This is a genomic window from Blastococcus xanthinilyticus (assembly GCF_008124835.1).
Classification (GTDB): Bacteria; Actinomycetota; Actinomycetes; order Mycobacteriales; family Geodermatophilaceae; genus Blastococcus; species Blastococcus xanthinilyticus.
On the sequence record NZ_VNHW01000010.1, the window covers coordinates 197,379 to 219,275 of the forward strand.

Annotated in this window: 22 protein-coding genes; 11 read left to right on the top strand and 11 right to left on the bottom strand. The window is 74.2% G+C overall.

Annotated elements, in window-relative coordinates; genetic code table 11:
* The 7 genes from flgB to BD833_RS16200 all read right to left on the bottom strand — a co-directional run bounded on the left by flgB (position 1) and on the right by BD833_RS16200 (position 6,218).
* Complete coding sequence (flgB, locus tag BD833_RS16170) at positions 1-348, bottom strand: flagellar basal body rod protein FlgB (RefSeq protein ID WP_166534159.1); 348 nt, start codon at positions 346-348, stop codon at positions 1-3.
* 363 nt (positions 349-711) lie between these two features.
* Positions 712-1,803 carry a glycosyltransferase family protein gene (locus BD833_RS16175; RefSeq protein WP_166534160.1) on the bottom strand — a complete coding sequence of 364 codons (1,092 nt, stop codon included), beginning with the start codon at positions 1,801-1,803 and terminating at the stop codon, positions 712-714.
* Between the two features lie 145 nt (positions 1,804-1,948).
* Positions 1,949-2,380, bottom strand: coding sequence for a hypothetical protein (locus BD833_RS16180; RefSeq protein WP_166534161.1), 432 nt, complete (start codon positions 2,378-2,380; stop codon positions 1,949-1,951).
* Complete coding sequence (fliS, locus tag BD833_RS16185; protein WP_166534162.1) at positions 2,377-2,763, bottom strand: flagellar export chaperone FliS; 387 nt, start codon at positions 2,761-2,763, stop codon at positions 2,377-2,379. Before fliS ends, BD833_RS16180 begins: the two co-directional genes overlap by 4 nt.
* Positions 2,764-2,810: 47 nt before the next feature.
* Positions 2,811-4,163 carry a flagellar filament capping protein FliD gene (fliD, locus tag BD833_RS16190; protein WP_166534163.1) on the bottom strand — a complete coding sequence of 451 codons (1,353 nt, stop codon included), beginning with the start codon at positions 4,161-4,163 and terminating at the stop codon, positions 2,811-2,813.
* A gap of 125 nt (positions 4,164-4,288) precedes the next feature.
* Entirely contained in the window at positions 4,289-5,122 is an 834-nt protein-coding gene (locus BD833_RS16195) for a flagellin N-terminal helical domain-containing protein (RefSeq protein WP_166534164.1), read from the bottom strand.
* A gap of 133 nt (positions 5,123-5,255) precedes the next feature.
* Positions 5,256-6,218 (bottom strand): sigma-70 family RNA polymerase sigma factor, encoded by a 963-nt coding sequence (locus tag BD833_RS16200; RefSeq protein WP_166534165.1) that lies wholly within the window; start codon positions 6,216-6,218, stop codon positions 5,256-5,258.
* Between the two features lie 202 nt (positions 6,219-6,420).
* Here BD833_RS16200 and BD833_RS16205 point away from each other — a divergent pair, with 202 nt between their 5' ends.
* From BD833_RS16205 to BD833_RS16245, 9 genes are all read left to right on the top strand, one after another.
* Complete coding sequence (locus BD833_RS16205; protein ID WP_243737715.1) at positions 6,421-6,915, top strand: flagellar protein FlgN; 495 nt, start codon at positions 6,421-6,423, stop codon at positions 6,913-6,915.
* A gap of 1 nt (position 6,916) precedes the next feature.
* Complete coding sequence (gene flgK / locus BD833_RS16210; RefSeq protein ID WP_166534166.1) at positions 6,917-8,317, top strand: flagellar hook-associated protein FlgK; 1,401 nt, start codon at positions 6,917-6,919, stop codon at positions 8,315-8,317.
* A 5-nt stretch (positions 8,318-8,322) separates the two neighbouring features.
* Complete coding sequence (flgL, locus tag BD833_RS16215; protein WP_166534167.1) at positions 8,323-9,216, top strand: flagellar hook-associated protein FlgL; 894 nt, start codon at positions 8,323-8,325, stop codon at positions 9,214-9,216.
* On the top strand, positions 9,216-9,656 hold the full coding sequence (gene fliW, locus BD833_RS16220) for a flagellar assembly protein FliW (protein ID WP_166534168.1): 441 nt from the start codon (positions 9,216-9,218) through the stop codon (positions 9,654-9,656). The genes flgL and fliW overlap by 1 nt, the downstream gene beginning before the upstream one ends.
* Positions 9,657-9,781: 125 nt before the next feature.
* Positions 9,782-10,096 (top strand): carbon storage regulator CsrA, encoded by a 315-nt coding sequence (csrA, locus tag BD833_RS23300; protein WP_166534169.1) that lies wholly within the window; start codon positions 9,782-9,784, stop codon positions 10,094-10,096.
* 201 nt (positions 10,097-10,297) lie between these two features.
* Positions 10,298-10,801, top strand: coding sequence for a hypothetical protein (locus BD833_RS16230; RefSeq protein WP_166534170.1), 504 nt, complete (start codon positions 10,298-10,300; stop codon positions 10,799-10,801).
* 92 nt (positions 10,802-10,893) lie between these two features.
* Positions 10,894-11,997, top strand: coding sequence for a sigma-70 family RNA polymerase sigma factor (locus BD833_RS16235; protein ID WP_166534171.1), 1,104 nt, complete (start codon positions 10,894-10,896; stop codon positions 11,995-11,997).
* Between the two features lie 227 nt (positions 11,998-12,224).
* On the top strand, positions 12,225-12,572 hold the full coding sequence (locus tag BD833_RS16240) for a hypothetical protein (RefSeq protein WP_166534172.1): 348 nt from the start codon (positions 12,225-12,227) through the stop codon (positions 12,570-12,572).
* On the top strand, positions 12,569-13,336 hold the full coding sequence (locus BD833_RS16245; protein WP_166534173.1) for a hypothetical protein: 768 nt from the start codon (positions 12,569-12,571) through the stop codon (positions 13,334-13,336). Before BD833_RS16240 ends, BD833_RS16245 begins: the two co-directional genes overlap by 4 nt.
* Positions 13,337-13,360: 24 nt before the next feature.
* Here the strand turns inward: BD833_RS16245 and BD833_RS16250 are convergent, their stop codons facing one another.
* From BD833_RS16250 to BD833_RS16265, 4 genes are all read right to left on the bottom strand, one after another.
* A complete protein-coding gene (locus BD833_RS16250; RefSeq protein ID WP_243737716.1) occupies positions 13,361-15,322 on the bottom strand; it encodes a D-alanyl-D-alanine carboxypeptidase family protein in 1,962 nt (653 codons plus the stop codon).
* Positions 15,323-15,778: 456 nt separating this feature from the next.
* Positions 15,779-15,970, bottom strand: coding sequence for a hypothetical protein (locus tag BD833_RS16255; RefSeq protein WP_166534175.1), 192 nt, complete (start codon positions 15,968-15,970; stop codon positions 15,779-15,781).
* A 153-nt stretch (positions 15,971-16,123) separates the two neighbouring features.
* Positions 16,124-17,440, bottom strand: coding sequence for a citrate synthase (locus BD833_RS16260; RefSeq protein WP_166534176.1), 1,317 nt, complete (start codon positions 17,438-17,440; stop codon positions 16,124-16,126).
* A gap of 116 nt (positions 17,441-17,556) precedes the next feature.
* Positions 17,557-19,440, bottom strand: coding sequence for a glycosyltransferase family protein (locus BD833_RS16265; protein WP_166534177.1), 1,884 nt, complete (start codon positions 19,438-19,440; stop codon positions 17,557-17,559).
* A 241-nt stretch (positions 19,441-19,681) separates the two neighbouring features.
* Between BD833_RS16265 and BD833_RS16270 the strand changes: the two genes are divergently transcribed.
* On the top strand, positions 19,682-20,824 hold the full coding sequence (locus BD833_RS16270; protein ID WP_208092710.1) for a DegT/DnrJ/EryC1/StrS family aminotransferase: 1,143 nt from the start codon (positions 19,682-19,684) through the stop codon (positions 20,822-20,824).
* A 29-nt stretch (positions 20,825-20,853) separates the two neighbouring features.
* Positions 20,854-21,789, top strand: a complete 936-nt coding sequence (locus tag BD833_RS16275; RefSeq protein WP_166534178.1) for an NAD-dependent epimerase/dehydratase family protein — start codon at positions 20,854-20,856, stop codon at positions 21,787-21,789.
* The last annotated feature ends 108 nt before the right edge of the window (positions 21,790-21,897 follow it).

Genomic DNA, 21,897 nt, shown 5'->3' on the forward strand with positions numbered 1-21,897 from the left:
TCAGGAGGTCCTCAGGGCCGTGCGGATCGAGTTGTACTTCCCGTCGAGCGCGTTGAGCGCCAGCTGGTAGCGCAGGCCGGTCTCGGTGGCGATGACGGTCTCCGCATCCAGGTTGACGTTGTTGCCGTTGGTGTTCGTCGGCTCGAGCGACCGCATGGTGGTGCCACCCGAGATCTCCGGGCGGGTCCCGTTGCGGACCGCGCTGCGCAGCGACGTCTCGAAGTCGGTCCGCCCGGCCAGGAAGCCGGGGGTGTTGACGTTCGCGATGTTGTCGGCGCTGACGCGCTGCCGTTGCGCGAGACCGGCGAGCGCGGCCTTCAGGACCGGCGTGCCGACGTCGCCGATCATCGGGCGGCTCGCCGGCGGGTGGAGCAGGACACGATCGACCTCCGGGTACGCGGACGACACTCGCGAGCGAGTGCGGGGCCGCCGATCCATGGCGAAGGTGGTGCTCTCCGTGCAGTTGCTTCATCGGCAGCCGGCCCGTACCGGCTGACCCCCGTTCCGCCACGGGAGGGGCGGCAGGGCCCGCGTGGGGCGGCCGTGGTCGATGTGACCAGCGGTGACCTCGCCGTGTCCTGGGCCGACCGGGACGGGGGAGTTGGCACCTTCCGTGGGAATCGGGCCCCCAGCGGCCGGATCCACCCCGGAACAGCACGAACGCCCCGCCGCCGGGATCCGGCGACGGGGCGTTTCGGTGGAACGGGGCGATCAGCGTCCGGCGGTGGCCAGCCGACCGGTGCCGGCGGCGCGGGTGCGGTTGTCCCGCGCGGCCCGCCAGGCGGCCGCCCAGCGCTCCGCGGTGTGCTCGGTCAGGTGCCGGGTCAGGACCCGCTGGTGCGCCGCGGCCGCGATCTCGCGCCGCCGGTCGGCGTCCTGCACCCCGAGGACGAGCCACTTCGCCCAGTCCTTGGGGGAACGGGCCGGCATGCCGAGCCCGAGCCGCTCGTACTCGTCGGTCCGCGCCCGGACGGAGTACACGCCGCGGGCCGAGTACTCGAGCGGCTTCAGCCAGCTCTTGGCGGTGTTGAACCGGTCCACCCGCAGCGGGGCGATCCCGATGTCGAACAGCTCGCCCAGCCGCGCGACGTAACCGTCGACGTCCATCACCCAGGGCACCTCGTCGGGCTCCTGCGGCAGGCCGAGGCGCTCCCGCAGGTCCCACTTCTGGCCGAGGACCATCAGCCGGCTGCGCGGGGCGGTGCGGTCCAGCGCCTGCTGGAGCCCCGACCCCATCTCCTGGAGGTCGTAGGGGTGCCCGTGGACGTTGCCGGTCCAGCCGATGGTCACCACGTCCGGGGTGCGCTCGTAGGCCGGCGGCAGCTCCGCGGTCCGCCGGGGGACGGCGTTCTCGATGACCGCCCCGCGGCCGTGCCGGGCGTACTCCCGGAGCAGCGCCGGCGTCGACGTGGTGACGAAATCGGCCTCGCGGGCGGCCTCGGTCGCGATGTCGCTGGCGCGCCCGCGCACCAGGGCGTCGTGCCCCATGTGGCCGAAGGGGACGCCGGAGAGCAGGTCGTCCAGCTCGACGACGACGGCCACGCCCTGCCGCTGGAGGACGCGCTGGGTCTGCAGCATGTCGGGGGTCTTGGGCAGCTGGATGACCACGACGTCCGCGCCCTGGGCATCGGCGTCGGTCACCTCCAGCGGCCCGTCCTGGTGGGCCGGGTGCATCGTGGTGGTGATGCCGCGGGCGACCGCGACCTCGATCCCGAGCGCGGCGGCCTGCACCGCGCGGGCGGGTTCCTCGATGCGGTAGTAGGTCGAGCCTTGGCCGATCGCGTGCGTGAGGAGGACGCGCATGGGAGATCCTTCTGGTCGTGGCTGCTGTCGGCACCCGCCGTGCGGGGCGCCGCCCCGGTACGGGGCCGGTGAGCGCTCCTCTGTCATCGGCAGTCCGGGCACCGGACGGGCAGCCGGAGCGCCCGGCGGGGGCCGGACCGGCGGGTCAGAGCCCCCGGTCGATGAACGAGGCCACCGGTCGATCGGGGCCGTAGGACATGCGCGCGGCGACGTCGCGCTGCTTCTGGGACTGCGTGATCCGCTCGACGAGCGCCTCGGCGACCGCCAGCTGGTGCTGCAGCAGCCGGGCGGCGCGCTCCCGCAGGTCGTCGGGGAGGGGGCCCAGCCCCGTGGGCGGGACCCAGTCGGTGCTGCGCCGGCCCCACGCCGCGATCTCCTCGGCCCGGCCCCGGGCCAGGCTCTCGTGGGCGTCGAGGACGTCGCCCTCGAGCTGGGTGAGCGCCTCGTGCCAGTCGGCGGGCTGCTTGCGGTCGCCCCGTCCGCCGGTGCCGCCGGAGCCGGACGACTTCCCGGCCGGCGTGTACGGGCTCTGTCCGAAGCCCGCGGTGGCCGAGCCGCCGACGGGGCTCACGGTCATGACGGAACGCCGGCCAGGGACGCGGCGGCCTGCCGCCACGCGTCGCGCAGCGGCTCGACGACCGCCCGGCACGAGGCGATGCGGTTGGTGTCGAACTTGAGGTTGGCCTGGACGAGCTCGTTGAGCAGCCAGTTGTAGAGCGCGGCCAGACGCGGGCCGCCCTCCCACAGGTCGACCTGGAGGCTGGACAGCAGCTCCAGGACGATCGCCTGGGCGTGCTGGAGCTCCTCGTTGGCGCGCGCGCGGTTCCCCTCGGCGACGGCCAGCTGCGCCCGCTCGAGGTCGAGGGTGAGCCGGTCGTACAGCATGACCAGCACCTGCTGCGGTGAGGCGGTGGCGACGGCGTCACCGAGGTAGCGGGCGCGGAGCGAAGCGGCACTCATCGGGGAGAACTCCTGAAGCGAAGAGTCGAACGGTCGGGCGGGGGACGTCAGGCCTTGGGCAGTGAGCCGAGCTGACCGGCCAGCCAGTTGGACTGGTTGGTCAGCGAGCTCAGCGCGGTCTCCATGGCGGTGAACTGGCGGGTGAGCGTCACCTTGCGCGCGGCCAGCCGCAGATCCCAGTCGGCGATCCGGTCCTTGATGTCGCGGGCGAGGGAGTCCTGGCCCTGGGCCATGCTGATCAGGCTGCCGGTCGCGCTGTCGGAGGCGGCCTTGGCGACCTCGCGCACGCGCGCACCGAGACCGGTCACGGCGCCGGGCTCCCCGGCCACACCGGAGCCGGCCACCAGCCGCTGAGCCAGGTCGGGGGTGGCCTTCAGGGCGGCGGCGAACTTCTCCTTGTCGAAGGTGATCCGGCCGTCGCGGGTGGACTGGAACCCGGCCTGGGCCGGCGAGCCGTCCGTGCCGACCGCGTCGGTGACCGCCTGCAGCAGCTGGCCGGCGATCGAGGTCACGGCGTACTCGCCGCGCAGCGCCGCCTTGCTGCCCGGCGTGTTGTCGGTGTACGTCTTGATGGTCGAGATCGCGTTGTTCACCGCGTCGACCAGCCCGGACACCTTGGCGGCCACGGCGTCGGGGTCCGCGGCCACGGACACCGTCACCGGAGCGGGCTCGGCCTTGCTGACCGTGATCGTGGTGCCGGTGAGGACGCCTTCGAACGTGTTGGTCGCCGAGCGGATCGAGTAGCCGGTCGTCCCCGCGTCGGTCCCGCCGATCAGGAGCTCGGCGTCCTGGCCGGTGCTGGTCTGGGAGAAGGCCGTGCCGGCTACCCGGAACCCGGCCGCCGCACCGGAGCTGCCCGCGCTGACCTGCAGGGCGAACTGGCCGGGGGCGACCTGCACCGCGGAGGCCTTGAGACCGAGAGCGGTGTCGGCGTTGATCTTGGCCGCCGCCTGCTCCAGGGACTCGGTGCCGTCGAGGGCGATCGTGCCCTTGCTGACGGTGCCGTCGGCGCTCAGGATCTCCAGGCTGCTCAGGTTGGCCGCGGTGGTCGTGCTCGTCCAGCGGCCGGCGCTGACGCTCGAGGCGGTCGTCGCCACGGAGGCGACGGAGAAGGTGAGGGAGCTCGGCGTGGCGTAGGACGCCGTCGTGACGGCCACGCTGCTCGCCGTGCTGGTGCCCTTGGTGGTCGTCCACGTCTCGGGCTTGAGCAGCGACTCCGCGGTGGTCGCCAGGGCCGAGAGGGCGCTGTTGACGGTGCGGTAGGCGCTCGCGGTGACCTCGGTCGTCGACAGCCGGGTCTTCAGCGAGTTCTGCTGCTGCGCCTCCAGCTGCAGGAGCTGGGTGATCATCGTGCCGGTGTCGATCCCGGACACCAGGCCGGTGTTGATGCTCATCGTCATGCCACTGGCTCCTGGGTCGACGGGATGCGGGGGGTAAGCGAGCGAGGGGGGAGGCACGGAGGCCTCCCCCCTCACCCGGGGTGGTGCTGAGGGTCTGCGACCTCAGCTGCTCAGCTGATCGTCGATCAGCGGAGCAGCGACAGGACGCCCTGCGAGGCCTGGTTGGCCTGCGCGAGCATCGCGGTACCGGCCTGGCTCAGGATCTGGGCGCGGGTGAACCCGACCATCTCCTGCGCCATGTCGGCGTCGCGGACCCGGCTCTCCGACGCGCTCAGGTTCTCGATCGAGACGTTGAGCGAGTTGATGGTGCTCTCGAAGCGGTTCTGCGAGGCACCGAGGGTGGCGCGCGACTCCGACACCGTCTTGATCTGGGTGTCGAGGGTCGACAGGTCGGCCGAGGCGCTGTAGGTGCCCGTGGCCGCCATGTTGGTGGCCACACCCGTGACCGCCGCCGCCACCGTGGTGACGTTGCTCAGGCTGACGCTGACCGTCTCGCCGCCGTTGGCACCGGTCTGGAAGGTCAGGCTGGATGCGCTGCCGTTCAGGAGCTTGGTGCCGTTGAAGTCGGTCCGGCTGGCGATGTCGGTCAGCGCGCCGGCGAGCTCGGTGACCTCCTTCGCGATGTAGCCGCGGGCCTTGTCGTCGACGACGCCGCTGTTACCCGCCTGGACGGTCAGGTCACGGACGCGCTGCAGGATCGAGTGCACCTCGGTGAGGGCACCTTCCGCCGTCTGCACGACGGAGACGCCGTCCTGCGCGTTGCGGACGGCGACCTTGAGGCCACCGACCTGCGAGCGCAGGCCCTCGGAGATCGCCAGGCCGGCCGCGTCGTCGGCGGCGCGGTTGATCCGGAAACCCGAGGAGAGCTTCTCCAGCGACTTGTTCATCTGGCCATCGGTGATGGACAGGTTGCGGTGAGCGTTGAGCGCCGCGATGTTCTGGTTGATGCGCAGACCCATGATGATCCTCCTTGGACTGGGGTCTTTCTCTGTCTCCCGCTGCATCCGTGCTGCGGGCCGTACGAGTTAGGTCATCGGCTGCGGGCCGACCCCTCTTGAGCCGAGTGCGATGGTTTTTCCTGCCCCGTTCGGATCAGGCGGTCCGGGCCGCGCCGGAGCGGGCGGAGGGCCAGTCGGTGCGCTGCCGGGGGAGCGGTGCGCCGCCGCCGCCGGCGACCCGGGCGACGTAGGCGAGCTGCTGGTTGCGGGCCCGGACGCCGCCGTCCGGCGCCACCGCCTTGCCCTCCCACACCTCGCTCATCGCGGCGTGCAGCAGGGTCAGGGCCCGGGCGCGCATCTGCGAGACGCGGGACAGCGTGACGCCGAGGTCCTCGGCGATGTCCGTCAGTGATTCATCACCGAAGAAATTGCGCTCGATGACCTCGTCGAGCCGGTCGGGCAGTGCCCGGATCGCCCCGTGCAGGTGGCGGGCCCGCTCGCCGCGCAGGAGCGCGCGCTCCGGGGACTCCCCGGTGTCGGGCAGGTCCAGGCTCGTCCCGTCGGGGCCGGTCTCGGCGTCGATGCTGACCATGACGGCGCGGTGGACGTCGACCTGCAGGTGCTCGAGCTCGCTGCGCGCGATGCCCAGGCTCGCGGCCAGCTCCTCGCGGGTCGGGGGCCGGCCCAGGCTGATCGTCAGGGCGTCGGCCGCGGCATCGGTCCGCCGGGCCGCGGCCCGCACCGAACGGCTCGCCCAGTCACCGGAGCGCAGCTCGTCCAGGACCGCGCCCTGCAGGCGGGCGAGGGCGTAGGTGGCGAACGACGCGCCTGCGGTCGGGTCGAAGCGCCGGGCGACCTCCACCAGGGCGACGTGCGCGCAGGACAGCAGGTCCTCGCGGCTCACGTGGCTCGGCAGCGAGATGCGCGAGGCCACCGCGTTGACGGCGAACGCGGCGAGCGGGAGGTGTTCGGTCACGAGCGCGTCCACCTCGTGCGGTGCGCGCCCCTTGACCGGGTTCGGCACCCGGCCGTTCTGGGGCCGTTCGCGCAGCGGCCGGTCGTGCGCGGTCCGATCACGCAGGGAACGCTCGGGGGCGAGGGCGCGGACTGGGGTCACGTCCGTATCTCTCGGCGGGCGGAGGCGGAGTCGGCACCACCGTTCGACAGGAATCCCGCCGGACTTGAGCCCCAGTTCCGCGCTTCGGCTCAACCCCCCTCGATCGGGTGCCGATGGCTGCTCTCGACGGCGGACGTGCCCCAGGCCCCGAGACGGGACCGGGAACGACCGCGGGCGACGACCTGCGAGACGACGGAAGGCGGTGGACGGAGTGGACTACCAGCACCTGTCGACGTTGCTGTGGCGAGAGCAGGAGCTCCTGGACCTGCTGCTGTTCAAGGCCGAGGAGAAGCAGTACCTGATCCTCACCGGCAAGACCCGCTGGCTGGCGCGGATCGCGCACGAGATCGAGGTCGTGCTCGACCAGCTGCGCACCCTGGAGGTGGAGCGCTCCGCGGCCACCGAGGCCATCGCGGTCTCGCTGGGCCTGGCCGCCAACCCCTCGCTCCGGCAGGTGGCCGACGTGGCCCCCACGCCGTGGAACGACCTGCTCGCCCAGCACCACGAGGCGCTGCTGGTGCTGATCACCGACCTGCGCAGCCTGTCCGACGCCAACCGCGACCTGATCGAGGGCGGCCTGAACGCGATCGGCGACGCGCTCATGCGGACGCGGGCGCCCTCGGCCGGCACGTACGGCGCCACCGGCCGGCACTCCGACGGCACGCACCGCGCCGTCACCCTGGACGGAGCACTCTGACGTGAGCACCTTCAGCGGCCTCAACACCGCCACCACGTCCCTCTGGGCGCAGCGCCGGGCGCTCGACGTGACCGGCCAGAACATCTCCAACGTCAACACCGAGGGGTACTCCCGCCAGCGGGTCGACATGCGGGCGATCGGCGGCAGCGCCGTCCCGGCGTTCTACTCCACCGGGTCCGGCATCGGCGGCGGGGTCAACGCCGACGAGGTGACGCGCATCCGGGACGCCTTCCTGGAGGGCCGCGGGCACACCGAGCACGCCAACAGCGCCCGTCTCGTCGCGGAGACCGACGCCTACGAGCTCGTCGAGCAGTCCTTCCGCGAGCCCGGGACGACCGGCCTGCAGAACCTCATGTCCGACATGTGGCGCGGCTGGCAGGACGTCGCCAACAAGCCGGAGGACCCGGCCGCCCGCGGTCAGGTGCTCAAGCGGCTGGAGACGCTCGTCGGCGGCCTGCACTTCAGCCGTGCCCAGCTCGACGGGCAGTGGGAGCAGACCCGCGAGAACCTCGGCGTCCTGGTGGACGACGTCAACGCGGCGGCCGAGACGATCGCCAAGCTCAACACCGCCATCCTGCGCGCGTCGCAGAGCGGGCTGCCGGCCAACGACCTCACCGACCAGCGGGACGCGCTGGTCATGAAGCTCGCCGACCAGGTCGGGGTCTCGGTGGTGCCGCGGAACGGTGGCGTCGTGGACGTCATCGTCGGGAGCGTCACGCTGGTCGCCGGCGGCCAGGCCTCCAAGCTCGCCGTGGCCGGCACGATCGACCCGACCGCCACGGCCGGCGACCCGCCGCGGATCGTGACCGCCACCGGCGCGCTGCCGGTCACCGTCGGGGGCACCGCCGGCGGCCAGCTGCACTCGCTGAACTCGGTCCTCCCCACCTACCGCGCGGAGCTGGACGGCGTCGCCGCCGACCTGGCCACCACGCTGAACACGGCGCACGCCGCGGGCTTCGACCTGGGTGGCGTCGCGGGCGGTCCGCTGCTCGGCTCCTCGGGCGGGCCGATCACCGCGGCGTCGATCACCGTCGTGCTCACCGAGCCGGAGAAGATCGCGGCCTCCTCGATCGGGCCCGGGACGCCGAACCTCGACCACGGCAACGCCGACGCGCTCGCCCAGCTGGGCAGCGGCGTCGGGTCGCCGGACACCCGGTACCGCCGCATGATCGTCGAGCTCGGCGTCCAGTCGGCGGTCTCCCAGCGCAACCTCGGCATCCAGTCGGTGATCACCGGGCAGGTCGACGCCGCCCGGGAGTCCGTGGCCGGGGTGAACCTCGACGAGGAGATGACCAACATGCTGTCCTTCCAGCACGCCTACTCGGCCGCCGGCCGCCTGGTCACCGCGATCGACGAGATGCTCGACGTGCTGATCAACCGCACCGGCCGCGTGGGGCTGTGAGCTGAGTGCGCATCACGCAGAAGGCCGTCACCCTCACCAGCCTGCAGGGGCTCAACCGCAACCTCGAGGCGGTCGGGAAGCTGCAGCAGCAGCTCACCTCCGGCCGGCTCATCAACGCGCCGTCGGACTCGCCGACCGGCACGAACAAGGCCATGCAGACCCGGTCGGAGCAGGCCGCCGTCGAGCAGTTCGGCCGGAACATCTCCGACGCCGACAGCTGGCTGTCGATCACCGACTCCACGCTGCAGAGCATGCTCGACGTCACCCGGCGGGTCCGCGACCTCACCGTGCAGGGCGCGAGCACCGGCAACTCGTCCGCGGCCAGCCGGCAGGCGCTGGCCACCGAGGTCGCCTCGCTCCGCGAGAGCCTGCTGGGTCTCGCGAACACCACCATCCAGGGGCGCCCCGTCTTCGGCGGGGTCGGCACCGGCGGCAAGGCCTACGACAGCGACACCGGCGCCTACCAGGGGCTGGCCGGGGCGGCAGGAGCCGACGTGATGCGACGGGTGTCCTTCACCGAGCAGGTGCGCGTGGACATCACCGGGCCTGAGGCCTTCGGGCCGGCCGGGGACGACCTGTTCGCCCTGGTCGGCCGGATCGCCGACGACCTCGTCAACGACCCGGCGGCGCTCGCCCAGGGGCTCGACGACCTGGACGTGGCCATGAAGCGGATGCTCTCGGGCGTGGCCGACGTCGGCGCGCGGGCCGCCCGGGTCGAGCGCGAGCAGCAGATCAACAGCGACCTCGCGCTGACCCTGGAGACCGAGCTCGGCGAGGTCGAGAACGTGGACCTGCCGAACACGATCATGCGGTTGCAGATGCAGCAGGTCGGCTACCAGGCGGCGCTGCAGGCGACGGCGAAGGCCATCTCGCCGACGCTGATGGACTACCTCCGCTGATGATCGCCGTCACGGAGGCGCCGGCGGCGAGCCGGACGACGGCACCGGGCCCGCCCCCGGTCCAGGTGCTGTCGTTCGCCGAGCCGCTGCCCGGGTTCCCGGACCACGCCGACTACGTGCTGGTCGCCGGGGACGCCGCCGGGCTGCTGTTCTGGCTCCAGTCGGTCGCCCTCGACGGCCCGCGGTTCCTCGCGGTGGCGGCGGGGGAGTACTTCCCGGAGTACGCCCCCGTCGTGCCGCCCGCCGTGCGGGCGGAGCTCGGCCTCGCCGACGCGGCGGACGCCCAGGTGCTGTGCCTGGTCACCGTCCCGGGCGGGGAGGTGGCCGAGGCCACCGCCAACCTCCGCGCCCCGGTCGTCGTCGCCCCCGCGACGCACCGGGCGCGGCAGGTCGTGCAACCCGACGGCTCGCTCCCGCTCCGGCGGCGCCTCCGCCGATAACCTCTCGGGGGCGCGGTCCCCGGGACCGCAGCTCCACACCCGCCCCGGCGGGTCCGCCACAGCTCCGAGCCCGCTCCGCGGGCGCGCCAAGGACGGCCACCACACACACCCATGGAGGGGTACCCGTGCTCACACTCACCCGCAGCGTCGGCGAGACGATCCGCATCGGCGACGACATCGAGGTCCACGTCGTCGAGGTCCGGGGCGGCACCGTCCGGCTCGGTTTCAAGGCTCCCCGCGAGGTGGCGATCCACCGCGAGGAGGTCTACCGGCAGATCGCCGAGGCGAACCTCCTCGCCGCGCAGGTGACCGCGGACACGCTCGGTGCGCTCGCCGCGTTCGCGCCCCAGCCGCTGCCGGACGCCGACGTGCCGGCGGCCGAGGTGGTCGGGGCCGGCCCCGACCCCGCCGAGGCGGGCACGGCGCGGCCGGCGGACTGACACAACTGGACGGCTGCCGGGGGGTCCACCTCGGCAGACCGTGCCAAGTCGACGGTCCGGCGGCCTGAGGCCACCGCGACACGGGCAACTATTGCCGAAGGTTCCCCCCGACAACTGCGTCGGACACAGCGAGTTGTGTGCCGTGTCCGGTGCGTGCATGCGGCAGATTTCTCCCTACGCAAGTGACAGGGGGCGATCAAGATGGCACGCAACGCATTCACCGCTTCGGGCGCCGGGGACCAGACCGGCGAGCCGGAGTCCGTGGTGGTCCACGTGCAGCTGCGGCCGCGCCGCGGCGCGACCCGCAAGTGCCTGGCGGCGCTGGCGGCACTGGCCGCCGAGCACGACGAGGTGGTCTTCTCCGTCACCGGGCTGAGCAAGGACGACCGCGTGGTGCGGGTGACCGTCGGCATCGACCTCGGTCCGCGCGCCGCCGTCGCCAAGTTCTCGCCGCAGGCGCAGGCCGCCTACGCGTTCGTGTCGGCCGTCTTCACCTCGCTGTACGACCACATGCCGGTCTACACCGCGGAGCCCAGCGGCGCCGAGCGCGCCGCCGCCACCGCCCTGCTCGAGCACGTCACGGCGGGTGCCGGCCGGGCCGACGCCCTGGCCGCGGACCTGCTGGACGTGCTGCCGGGCGCCACCCCGGCCGGTTCCATCCCGTCGCCGCGGCTTCCCGGCCCCGGCGAGCGCATCCCGGCCTGATCGCCTGGGCGAGCGGCACGCCGGTGCCGTCCGTCCGGCGCCTCTTCATCGCCCCGGCACCTCTTCTTCCCCGTAGTGCCCAGGAGTTCCCCATGCCCGACCGTTCCCCGTTCCCGACCCGCGCGACCGCCGACGACCGGGACCGCGCCCGCCAGCCCCTGGTCTTCGGCGGGATCCCCGAGGCGGCCGGCTGGGCGCTGGCGCCCATCACCCCCCGCGACCGGGTGCACTTCCGGGTGGACCACGAGCTGCCGCTCGACGACTTCCGCGCCGACCTGCCCGACGGCGTCTCGGTGAGCTACGACCAGGGCGACGGCCTCTACCGGGTCGACGGGGCCTGCGGAACGGCCGCGGTCCTGGCCGACTGGGTGAAGGCCTCGTGCGCCGGCCGCGGGGTCACGACGGTCGGGCTCCGGGCCGAGACCTCGGTCCGGCGCCGCGCGCCCCGCGACCTCCCGCCGGAGTTCCTGAGCGACCTGTGCCGCCACTACGGGCCGGTCAGCCTCAAGCGGCTGCAGCGGAACATGAGCACGATCCGCCTGCACCTCCCCGACCCGGACGACCTGGGCCAGCAGGTGTTCGAATGGATCCTGAAGGCCGTCGCGCAGTACGACGAGACCAAGTCGGTCCCGTTCGGCGCCTTCCTCGCCACGCAGCTGTCCAAGTGGGTGCACGACCTCGGCCGCAACGCGCACGGCCGCACCGCGGCCGACACCGAGCACAAGCAGCAGAAGGCCGTCGCGGCGTTCATGGCCGAGCACCAGCGCCGGCCCAGCGAGAAGGAGCTCGCCGCCTACATGGGGCAGAGCGTGGCCACGCTGCGGCGCAACTCGCAGACGGTCGCCACCCTGAACGGGCTGCGCAACCTGCAGTCGCTCGACGGCGCGCCCGACGCGACCGAGATCCTGCTGCCGGACTCCTCGGAGGCGCCGGACGAGATCATGGGCGAGGCGGAGCAGACGTTGCTGTCGCACGCCCTGACCGCCGCCTGCGCACCGGACCCGGGCGCGCGGCCGGACCAGCGCGCCGGCCAGCCCAACGTGCTCGGCTGGGCCACCTGGTACCTGACCACCTGGGGCGGGCAGACGAAGACGCAGCTGTCCAGCGACCTCAACACCTCGGTGCGGAACATGAACGTCTACGCCGACCGGGTGGAGAAGGCGCTCAAGCTCCGCCTCGCCGAGCTCGCCGACTAGCCCGGCGGGTCCCGCCCGCCCGCCGCACGGCCCCCGTCGATCCCCGACGGGGGCCGTGCTGCGTCACGGGCCGGTCTCCCGTGGCGCCTGGGGAAAAGACCCCGGCCAACGGGTCCATCGGGTCTCGCGCCTGCCGATATCCACTCCGTGACGACAGGCCCGGGCATCCGCAGCTCCGCCCTCCGGGCGGGCTCGCAAGCCGGGCCGTGCACCCGCGGTCGCGCCGCATGAGCGCGCTGCCCGCCGGGGACGCCGCCGCGCCGATCCTCGTTCCGCACTGGCTCGACGCGGCGGCCCGCGAGCTGCTCGCCGACACGGTGCGGACGGCGCTGGCGGACCGGTCGCTGCACCCCGTGAGCGCCGTGCACCTGCAGGACGTGCTGACCGAGCTGCACGTGGCCGCCGCCCGCGAGGCGGTCTGGCCGGCGTCGACGGCCCGCGTGCGGCTGGCGACCGGCTGGGACGCCGACGTGCTGCCGGTGCGGCTCAGCCCCGCGGAGCTCACCGGTGTGCTCGGCCTGGCCGGCCTGCCGGAGCCGCTGCGCACCCTCCTCGCCCCCGGGAGCCGCCGGTGACCGCCGGCCTCTTCGGCGCCGGGACGTCGCCGCGGCTGCTGCAGCGGTTCCGCACCGCACCGGTCGACGTCGCCGATCTCCGGGACGTCGCGAGCGAGCTCCTCCCCACGCTGGCCACCCCGCCGTTGCGGCTGGACCTGGTCCGCCGGCCGGGCGCCGGCACCGTGCTGCACGTCGAGGAGGACGAGCGCACCGACCGGGTGCCGCTCGTCGACCTCGCCGACGCGATGAGCGCCGCCGGCGTCCCGGGCACGCCGGCCGGCATCGCCGCGGCGCTGCGCACCTGGGTGGCCCGCCGGCCGGTGACCGACGCGGCGGCCGCCGAGGGTGGGATCGCCGTGCTCGACTGGGCCGACGCCGGGCGGACCCGGGTCGGCTGGACCGTCGTCGTCGTCCGCGGTGGGATCGCGGTGCCCTGGGCGCCGTCGCCGTCCGCGCGCACCGTCGTCCTGCACCGCACGCGGTCGGCGGCCACCGGCCGGGCGCACGACGTCTCGCTGGAGCTGCGGGTCGAGGGGCCGCTGGCGCTCTGGTCCCACGGCGCGGTGCCGGTGCTGGCCTCGGCCGCGCTGGTCGCGCCGGAGCTGATGCTGCAGCGCATCGGCGCCGCCGGGCTGGCCCTGCCCGACATGCACCTCGTGGTCACCCCGCACCGGCCGGTGGTCTGCGCCGGACCGGGCGTCGCGCGCCGGCTGGCCGGCCAGGCCAGCGAGGCGAGCGTGACCCTGCCGTGGCGCGCAGCCGTCGACCTGCCCTGGCTGTAGCGCGGTCCACCCGGGGGCAGGCAGTCAGGAGATGACGCCGTACTCCCAGTGCCACGGCTCGGGCTTCTCGCCGCCGGGCCCCGCCCAGTCGGGCTGGACGAAGCCGAAGCGCGCGGCGTTGGCCGTCATCCAGTTCCACTGCGGGCTGCCGGCCCGGTTGATCCCGTCGCCCAGATCGACCGCCAGGGCCCAGCCGTGGTTCGACGTGCCCGGCACCGCGGCCAGCTTCGGCTTGCGGTAGTACGCGGCCACCTGGGCGCCGAAGGACCGGTAGGAGTCGGTGATGACCAGCGGGGTCCCGAACTCCGCGGCGTAGGCGGCATCCAGCTGGGCGTAGGACCGGGCGGCGTCGCAGCGGAGCGCGTGCCCGGCGGTGGACAGCTTGCACAGCGCTTCGGCCGGGATGCGCCCGTTGGCCCAGCCACCCCACTCCGGGCTCACCGGCCCGGGCTTGGGCAGGGGAGCGCCGCACGCGCCCGTGTCCGGGGCCGCGGGCAGGGCGGGGTTCGCCACCGCGGCGGCGCCCAGGGGGACCCGGACCGCCGTGGAGCCGGGCGCCAGCGCGCGGACGCCCACCTGGAAGGTGGCGGCGGAGGCGCCGACGACGTCGCCCTCGCCGAGGTAGATGCCGACGTCCCGGCCGCCCGGGGAGAAGACCAGGTCACCGAGCTGCAGGGAGTCCGTCGGCACTGCGGCGCCGCCGCTCCACTGCGCCTCCGGCGAGCCGGGCAGCGCGTACCCGGCGAGCAGCCAGGAGGCGGCGGTGAATCCGGCGCAGTCGTAGGTCTCCGGCCCCGTGGTCCCGGCGACGAACGGCTTGCCCAGCTGGGACAGCGCGTTGCTCACCGCGGCCACCGTCTCCGCGGGCAGCACGGTCACCGGCTCGTTGCCGATGACCGCCCAGACCACGCCCGGGACGGGTGCGCCGTCGGCACCGAGCGCGGGGGAGAGGCCGGCCGGCAGGGCGCCGGGATCGGTGAGGTCGGCGGCGGAGGGCGGCTGGATGCCGGCCGCCGAGAGCCGGGCCAGGTACTCCTGCCAGCGCGCGATGGCGGCGGCGTTGCGCTGCTGCTGCGCGCCGGCCGCCGGGATCGGGCCGAGCCCGGCGAGCCGGGCGGAGACCTCGGGGGGCAGGTCGCCGACCTCGGCCCGGAGGGTCGCGAGGACGGCGTCCGCCGCCCGCTCGGTGGTGGCCACGGCGGCCCGCGCGTCGGCGACGTCCAGCGCCGCCGCCTCGAGCCGCAGCCGGCTGCCCTCGGCGCGGGCGACGGCGCCCTCGAGCTCGGTTCCGGCGCGCTCGGCGAGGGACTGCCGGAACAGGACGCCGGAGGTGTCCGCCGCCCGGTGCACGTCGAGGGCGAGGACCGGGACGCGGGTCGTGGCGTCGGCCCGGTACAGCGCCGCCGCGCGGGCGCCCACGGCGAGCTGACCGGCGGTGACCTCGTCGCGCGCCGACTGCTCGGCCGCGAGGGTCTCGGCGAGCCGGGCGCGGCGCTGGTCGGCCTGCAGCTCGAGCCGGCGGTAGGAGTCGGCCTGCTCGAGCAGCGAGCTGCGGGCGGTCAGCGCGAGGGTGGTGGGATCCACCGCCGACCCGGCCCCCTCGGGCGCCGGGGCGCCGGGGAGCGCGAGCGCCAGGACCGCGGGGAGGAGCAGGGCGCTGCTGGCGACGACGCCGAGCCGGGTGGACCAGCGGGAACCGGTGCGCTCGCCGCGCCGGGCGGCTGCCCGCGTGCGGCTGGGCGCGCGGCGGGCCGCGGCGCGGCCGGCGGCCGGGCGGCCACGGGTGGCGGTCCGCGGAGCGGCGCGCCGGCCCGCTCCGCCGGGGGAGGGGCGGGTGGCGAGCGCCGCGCGGGCGGCGGCCAGCTGCTCGGGGGTGAGGTCGGGGCGCCGGGCCAGCGCCTCGCGCAGGGCCATCCCCTCGCGCAGGGCCATCCCCTCGCGCAGGGCCATCCCCTCGCGCAGGGCCAACCCCTCGCGCAGGGCCATGGCCTCCCGGACCGCGGCGGCCTCCGCCGCGCTCAGGGACGGGCGGGCGGCACCACGAGCGGAGGTGCGGGGCGGCGCGGTGCGGGGCGTGGCGGTCCGGGCTGTGGCGGTGCGGGGCGTGGCGGTCCGGGCCGTGGCGGTACGGGCCGTGGCGGTGCGGGGCGTGGCGGTGCGAGCGGTGGCGGCCCGCGGCGTGGTGGCGCGGGCAGTCGCGGTCCGGGCCGCGGGAGCCCGGCGGGGGGTGGTCGCGCGCGCAGGTGTACGCGATGCAGGCACTGCGACCCCCGGGCGGTCTCGTCGGAACGGACGGGGCTCGTGGGGCCGGTGTGGCCAGGAGCTCCCGCACATCCATCGACGCGCCGGGGGAGATGCTTGAAAAAGAGTGCCGGACGGGTCACCCGTCCGGGGTGGGGTGAAAACCGGGGGAGTTCTGCGCGGTGCGGCGGACGTGCCCGGTCAGGGCGCCCACCAGGCGCCGTGCCGCTGCACGAGCGGGATCCGCAGCTCGCCGCCGTCCTCGGTGGAGACGACGAACTCCAGCTTGGTGATGCGCACGGGAGGGCCGTCCCCGTCGGGCTCCAGCAGCTGACCGGTCGCCAGCGGCATGGGCGGCAGGACGAGGACGTCCTCACCGGGGTGCTCGGCCATGCGCGGTCCTCTCAGTACGGGGCCCACCCACCGTAGGGACCGCCGCCGGGGACGCAACGGGCCGGGTGACCCCGCAGGGTCACCCGGCCCGGTCGGGCCCCGTCCGCGGGTTCCCCCGGGGCCTGCGAGGGGGAAGGCGGACGGGGGCCGTGCTCAGCGCGCGTCGAGGGGGACGAACGCCCGCTCGGTGGCGCCGGTGTAGATCTGCCGGGGGCGGCCGATCTTGGTCGTCGGGTCGGCGATCATCTCGCGCCACTGGGCGATCCAGCCCGGGAGCCGGCCGAGGGCGAACAGCACGGTGAACATCCGCGTCGGGAAGCCCATCGCCTGGTAGATGAGGCCGGTGTAGAAGTCGACGTTCGGGTAGAGCTTCCGCTCGACGAAGTAGTCGTCGGAGAGCGCGATCTCCTCGAGCTGGCGGGCCAGGTCGAGCAGCTCGTTGTTGCCCCCGAGCTTGTCCAGCACCGTGTCGGCGGTCTGCTTCACGATCGCCGCGCGCGGGTCGTAGTTCTTGTAGACCCGGTGGCCGAAGCCCATCAGCTTGACGCCGGGCTCCTTGTTCTTGACCCGGTTGACGAACGACGGGATGTCGCCGCCGTCCCGGCGGATGCTCTCGAGCATCTCGAGCACGGACTGGTTCGCGCCACCGTGCAGCGGGCCGAAGAGCGCATTGATGCCGGCGGATACGGAGGCGAACAGGTTGGCGTGCGAGGAGCCGACCAGCCGGACCGTCGACGTCGAGCAGTTCTGCTCGTGGTCGGCGTGCAGGACGAAGAGCATGTCCAGCGCCTTGACCAGGTCGGGGTCGGCCTCGTACGGCTCGGCCGGGAAGCCGAACGTCATCCGGAGGAAGTTCTCGACCAGGCCCAGCGAGTTGTCCGGATAGAGGAACGGCTGGCCCACCGACTTCTTGTACGCGTACGCCGCGATGGTCGGCAGCTTGGCCAGCAGGCGGAGCGTGGAGATCTCCACGTGCTGCTGGTCGAACGGGTCCAGGGAGTCCTGGTAGAAGGTCGACAGCGCGCTCACCGCCGAGGACAGCACCGGCATCGGGTGCGCGTCGCGCGGGAAGCCCTTGAAGAACTGCTTGAGGTCCTCGTGCAGCAGGGTGTGCCGCCGGATCTGCGAGTCGAACTCGGCCAGCTGGTCGGCTGTGGGCAGCTCGCCGTAGATCAGCAGGTAGCTGACCTCCAGGAAGCTCGCCTTGCCGGCCAGCTGGTCGATCGGGTAACCGCGGTAACGCAGGATGCCCGCGTCGCCGTCGATGTAGGTGATCTCCGAGGTGCACGAGGCGGTGTTCACGAAGCCGATGTCGAGCGCGACCTTGCCGGTCGTCGCCAGCAGCTTGCTCGTGTCGATGCCGTCGGCCCCCTCCGTCCCGCGGGTGAGCGGCAGGGGCAGTTCTCCACCGGGATAGCGCAGGGCCACGTCGGCGGAGCCGGCTGCGGCGGCGCTCTGGGTCTCAGTCATCGGAGGCGACGGTATCCCCCCGGCGGCCTGCTCGCGCCCCCACGCCGCGCGGAAGGGTCGCCCGGCGCCGATCCTGCCCCGCCGGCGGCCGTGCGGGCGCCGGCCGACGCCTCGGCTCAGCCGGCGACCGGCTCCGGCACGCGGGCGTGCGCGGCCGCGGCGGGCGTGTCCTGCCACAGCGCGGAGGCCACCAGCTCCTCCAGGCGGTCGAGGGCCTCGCTCGAGAACACCAGCTCGCCGGGCAGGGCGCTCACGGCGGGCGAGGGGGTGTGCTCCAGGGCGACGTCCCCGCAGTCCTCGGTCGTCCGGCCCACCGAGGCGAGCAGGTCGGTGAGCCGGGCGACGGTGGCGGTCCCGGAGACGTCGTCGTCGGCGACGAACGGCAGGCTGACCCGCAGCCGTGGCCACGTGCCGGCCAGCGCGAGCAGCCGGGCGGTCCACGCCGGGTGGTCCTCCCACCGGGCGGCCACCCGCACCTGGACCGGAGAGGGCGTGCCGCGGAACATGGCGGCGGTCAGGTCCGCCTCGAGCGTGCTGTCGTACAGCTCGCCGAGCGGCCGGACGGTGCCGCGCGGGTCCACCGTGGCCGGCGCGGCGTTGAAGGTGGTGAACAGGGTGCGGTACCGGTCGTCGGTCGCGGACTCACCCAGGTCGTCGAGGTCGACGGCCGGGACGGAGCGCGCCCGCTCGTAGAGCGCCTCGAGGGCACCGCGCCACCCCGGGTTGTCGTGCAGCGCGCGCACCGACGCCCGGGCCTCGGCCCCGTCGCGCTGCCGCAGCTCCGGGTCGGCGGCGAGGCGGTGCACCGTCACGGCCAGCCGGCCGGCGGACGTGGCGGCGGAGCGCTCCGCGAGCCCGGGGGACCACCGCTGGAAGACGTGGGCGGGCTCGTCCGCAGGGACGTCGGCCAGCCCGACCACCGGCAGACCGCACAGGGCGGCCTCCAGCGGCGAGGTCCCGGCGAAGCTCGGGTAGGACTCGAGGTAGATGTCGGCGAGGGAGAGGTACGGAGCCACGTCGAGCACCTTGCCGACCACGAAGAGCCGTCCCGGGTAGCGCTTGCCCAGGCGGGTCCAGTGCGCGTTCGGCGTCACCCCGACGAGGACGTAGGTGAGCCGGGGGGAGAAGTGCAGCAGCTTGTCGACGACGTCGTGCATCGCGCGCCCCGACGCCGAGGCCACCTTCCAGTCGTCGCTGACGGTCAGCGCCACGACGGCGTCCGGGCGGATCCCGAGCCGGGCGCGCAGCTCCCCGTCGTCGGCCGCCGGCATCTCCTCCACCGGCATGGGCAGCACCGCGATCCGGTCGCCCGGCACGCGCCGGAGGTCGACGTCCAGGGTCCGGACGACGGGACGCAGGTCGCACAGCACGTCGGCGGCCCCGACGCCGAGCCAGAAGGACAGGTCGGCGTGGTTCTCGTAGACGACCGGCGGCCGCACCCCCGGCAGGTTCGCGGCGGCGAGGGCGATGGCGTCGTAGGGGTGCACGTGCAGCACCACGACGTCCGCGCGGTCCATGTGCGCGCGCAGTGCGCGGGCGCGGTCGAGCAGGCCGGGGAACTCCGCGCGCAGGTCGAACAGCTCGCCACCGGAGGCGCGGACGGACTCGGCCAGGCGCTCGGGCACCGCGCCGTCCTGGTTGGTCAGGACGACGTCGCCGATGCGCTCGTCGCGCTCCATCCACCGCCAGGCCAGCCGGGTGTGCCCGCCGATGGAGTAGGCCTCGGAGAGCACGTGCAGGACCCGCCCGCCGCGGCGGTCGCCGTCGACGGTCACCGACCCGGAGCCCCGGACGGCGGAGACGACGGTGCGCTCCAGCCGGAGATCGCTCAGCAGACCCGTCGGTGCCCACCAGGCGTAGTTCGCGGCCAGCATCGCCGCCCGGAGCACGTGCTCCACGTCGCCCCGCTCGGCGTAGTGCCGGACCATCGCCACGAGCAGCTCGTAGTGGCCGCGGTTCTGCGCGAGGACGCCGGGAACGTGGTCCTGGGGACGGGGCACGGTGCGGGCCTCCGGTGCTCGAGGCGGGGCCGGTCCCCGCCACGACCTCCTGCATCGGCAGGCGGGGGCCGCACGGTGACCACGGGGCGCAGCACGCCGCCCGGTGCTGCGGTACCGGGAGAAGCGGTGTCGTGCACGTACTGTCGCCGCGGCACCCGCCCCGGCGCAGCTCGGGAGCGGACCCCGGGCGGTGCCGCACCGCCTGCGCACGGAGGCGCAGGCCCCTCGGACAGGAGTCGCCGTGAGCTCGCAACCCCCACCCGTCATCGCGCTCGGTCAGCCGACCATCGGCGAGCCCGAGCTGCGGGCGGTGGAGGAGGTCTTCCGCTCCGGGTGGATCGCCGGCAACGGGCCGACCGGCGCGCGCTTCGCCGCGGAGTTCGCCCGGACCGCCGGGACCAGGCACGCGCTGCCGGTGAACAACTGCACCGCCGCCCTGCACCTGGCCGTCTCCGCGCTCGGTGCGGGACCGGGTGACGAGGTGGTGGTCGCGGACTACACCTTCCCGGCGACCGGTCACGCGGTGGTCTACGCCGGCGCGACGCCGGTCTTCGCCGACGTGCGGGCCGACACCGCCACGGTCGACCCGGCGGCGGTCGAGGCGGCCGTGACCGGGCGGACGGTCGGGATTATCGCCGTGGACGCCATGGGCCAGTGCGCGGACTACGCGGAGCTGCAGGCCATCGCCGACGCGCGCGGCCTGTGGCTGGTGGAGGACGCCGCCTGCGCGGCCGGGGCCACGTACCGGGGGCGGCCGGCCGGCGGCTTCGGGGACGCCGCCTGCTTCTCCTTCCACGGTCGCAAGGGCATCACCGCCGGGGAGGGTGGTGCGCTCACCACCGACCGCGACGTCCTCGCCGCGCAGGCGCGCAAGACCCACGCCTTCGGGATCGAGAGCGCGCTGAGCCGGGCCGGCGAGGCCGGGCTGCCGATCCCGGAGTTCGACGAGATCGGCTACAACTACAAGCTGTCCGACATCGCCGCCGCCATCATGCTGGCCCAGCTCGAGCGGCTGCCCGGCCTGGTGGCGGCCCGCCAGGCCGCGGCCGAGGCCTACGGCGAGCGGCTCGCCGACCTGGACCTGGTCACCCTGCCGGTCACCGCCCCGGACCGGACGCACTCGTGGCAGAGCTACGTGCTCACCCTCGATCCGTCGGTCGACCGTGGTGCGGTCGCCCGCGAGCTGCGCGGCGGCGGGGTGCAGTGCAACTTCGGCACCTACGCCTCCCACCTGCAGCCGGTCTACGGCAGCACCGCGCCGCGCCCGGTCTCGGCGGACCTGTTCCGCCGCCACCTGGCCATCCCCATGCACGCCAACCTGAGCGAGGCCGACGTCGAGCGCGTCGCCACCGCCGTGCGGGCCGCCGTCCTGGCGTCCCGCTGACCGAACGCCCGCACCGAGGAGCACCGCAGATGTCATCCACCGTCCTGGTCACCGGAGGCGCCGGCTTCATCGGCTCCCACGTCGTCCCCCTGCTGCTGGAGCGAGGCGACCGGGTCCGGCTGATGGACAACATGTCCCGCGGGGACCGCGGCCGTGTCGCGGAGTGGGTCGCCACGGGCCGGGTCGAGCTCGTCGAGCAGGACGTGCGCTACGGCGGCGCGGTGCACCGGGCGATGAGCGGCTGCGACCAGGTGGTCCACCTCGCCGCGGTGTCGATCAACAAGAGCGAGGCCGATCCGTACGAGAGCGTCGACATCAACATCGTCGGCAGCAACAACGTGTTCAAGGCGGCCGCCGACCACGGTGTGCGCCGGGTCGTCTTCGCCTCCAGCGCGTCGGTCTACGGCGACCCGGACCGGCTGCCGATGGCCGAGGACGACCCGCTGGACCCGCTGACGCCGTACTGCGTCGCCAAGCACACCGGTGAGCAGTTGCTGGCCTACTACGCCCGGCGGTCGGCGATGACGTGGATCGCGCTGCGCTTCTTCAACGTGTACGGCCCCGGCCAGAAGCCGACCGCCTACTACACCTCGGTGATCAACCACTTCGTGCAGCGGCTCCGGTCCGGTGAGGCGCCGGTGATCGACGGCAAGGGCGAGCAGTCCATGGACTTCGTGCACGTGCACGACATCGCCCGGGCGGTGGTCATGGCCCTGGACGTCGACGCCGCCCGCGCCAACCTGCCGATCAACATCGGCACCGGGATCGACACCTCGGTGGCCGAGCTGGCGCGCACCCTCATCGACGCGGTCGGCGTCGACGTCGAGCCGCAGTTCCGCCCCCGCGACGTGCTGGTCTCCCGGCGGATGGCCGACATCTCCCGGGCGCTCGACGTGCTGGGCTGGAAGCCGACCATCGACGTGCGCACCGGGATGCAGGACCTGGTCGACTCCGAGATCGGCTGACCGTGGAGCGTCCCGCCGTCCCGCACGATGCCGTCCCCCACGATGCCGTCCCCCACGATGCCGTCCCCCACGATGCCGTCCCCCACGATGCCGTCCCCCACGATGCCG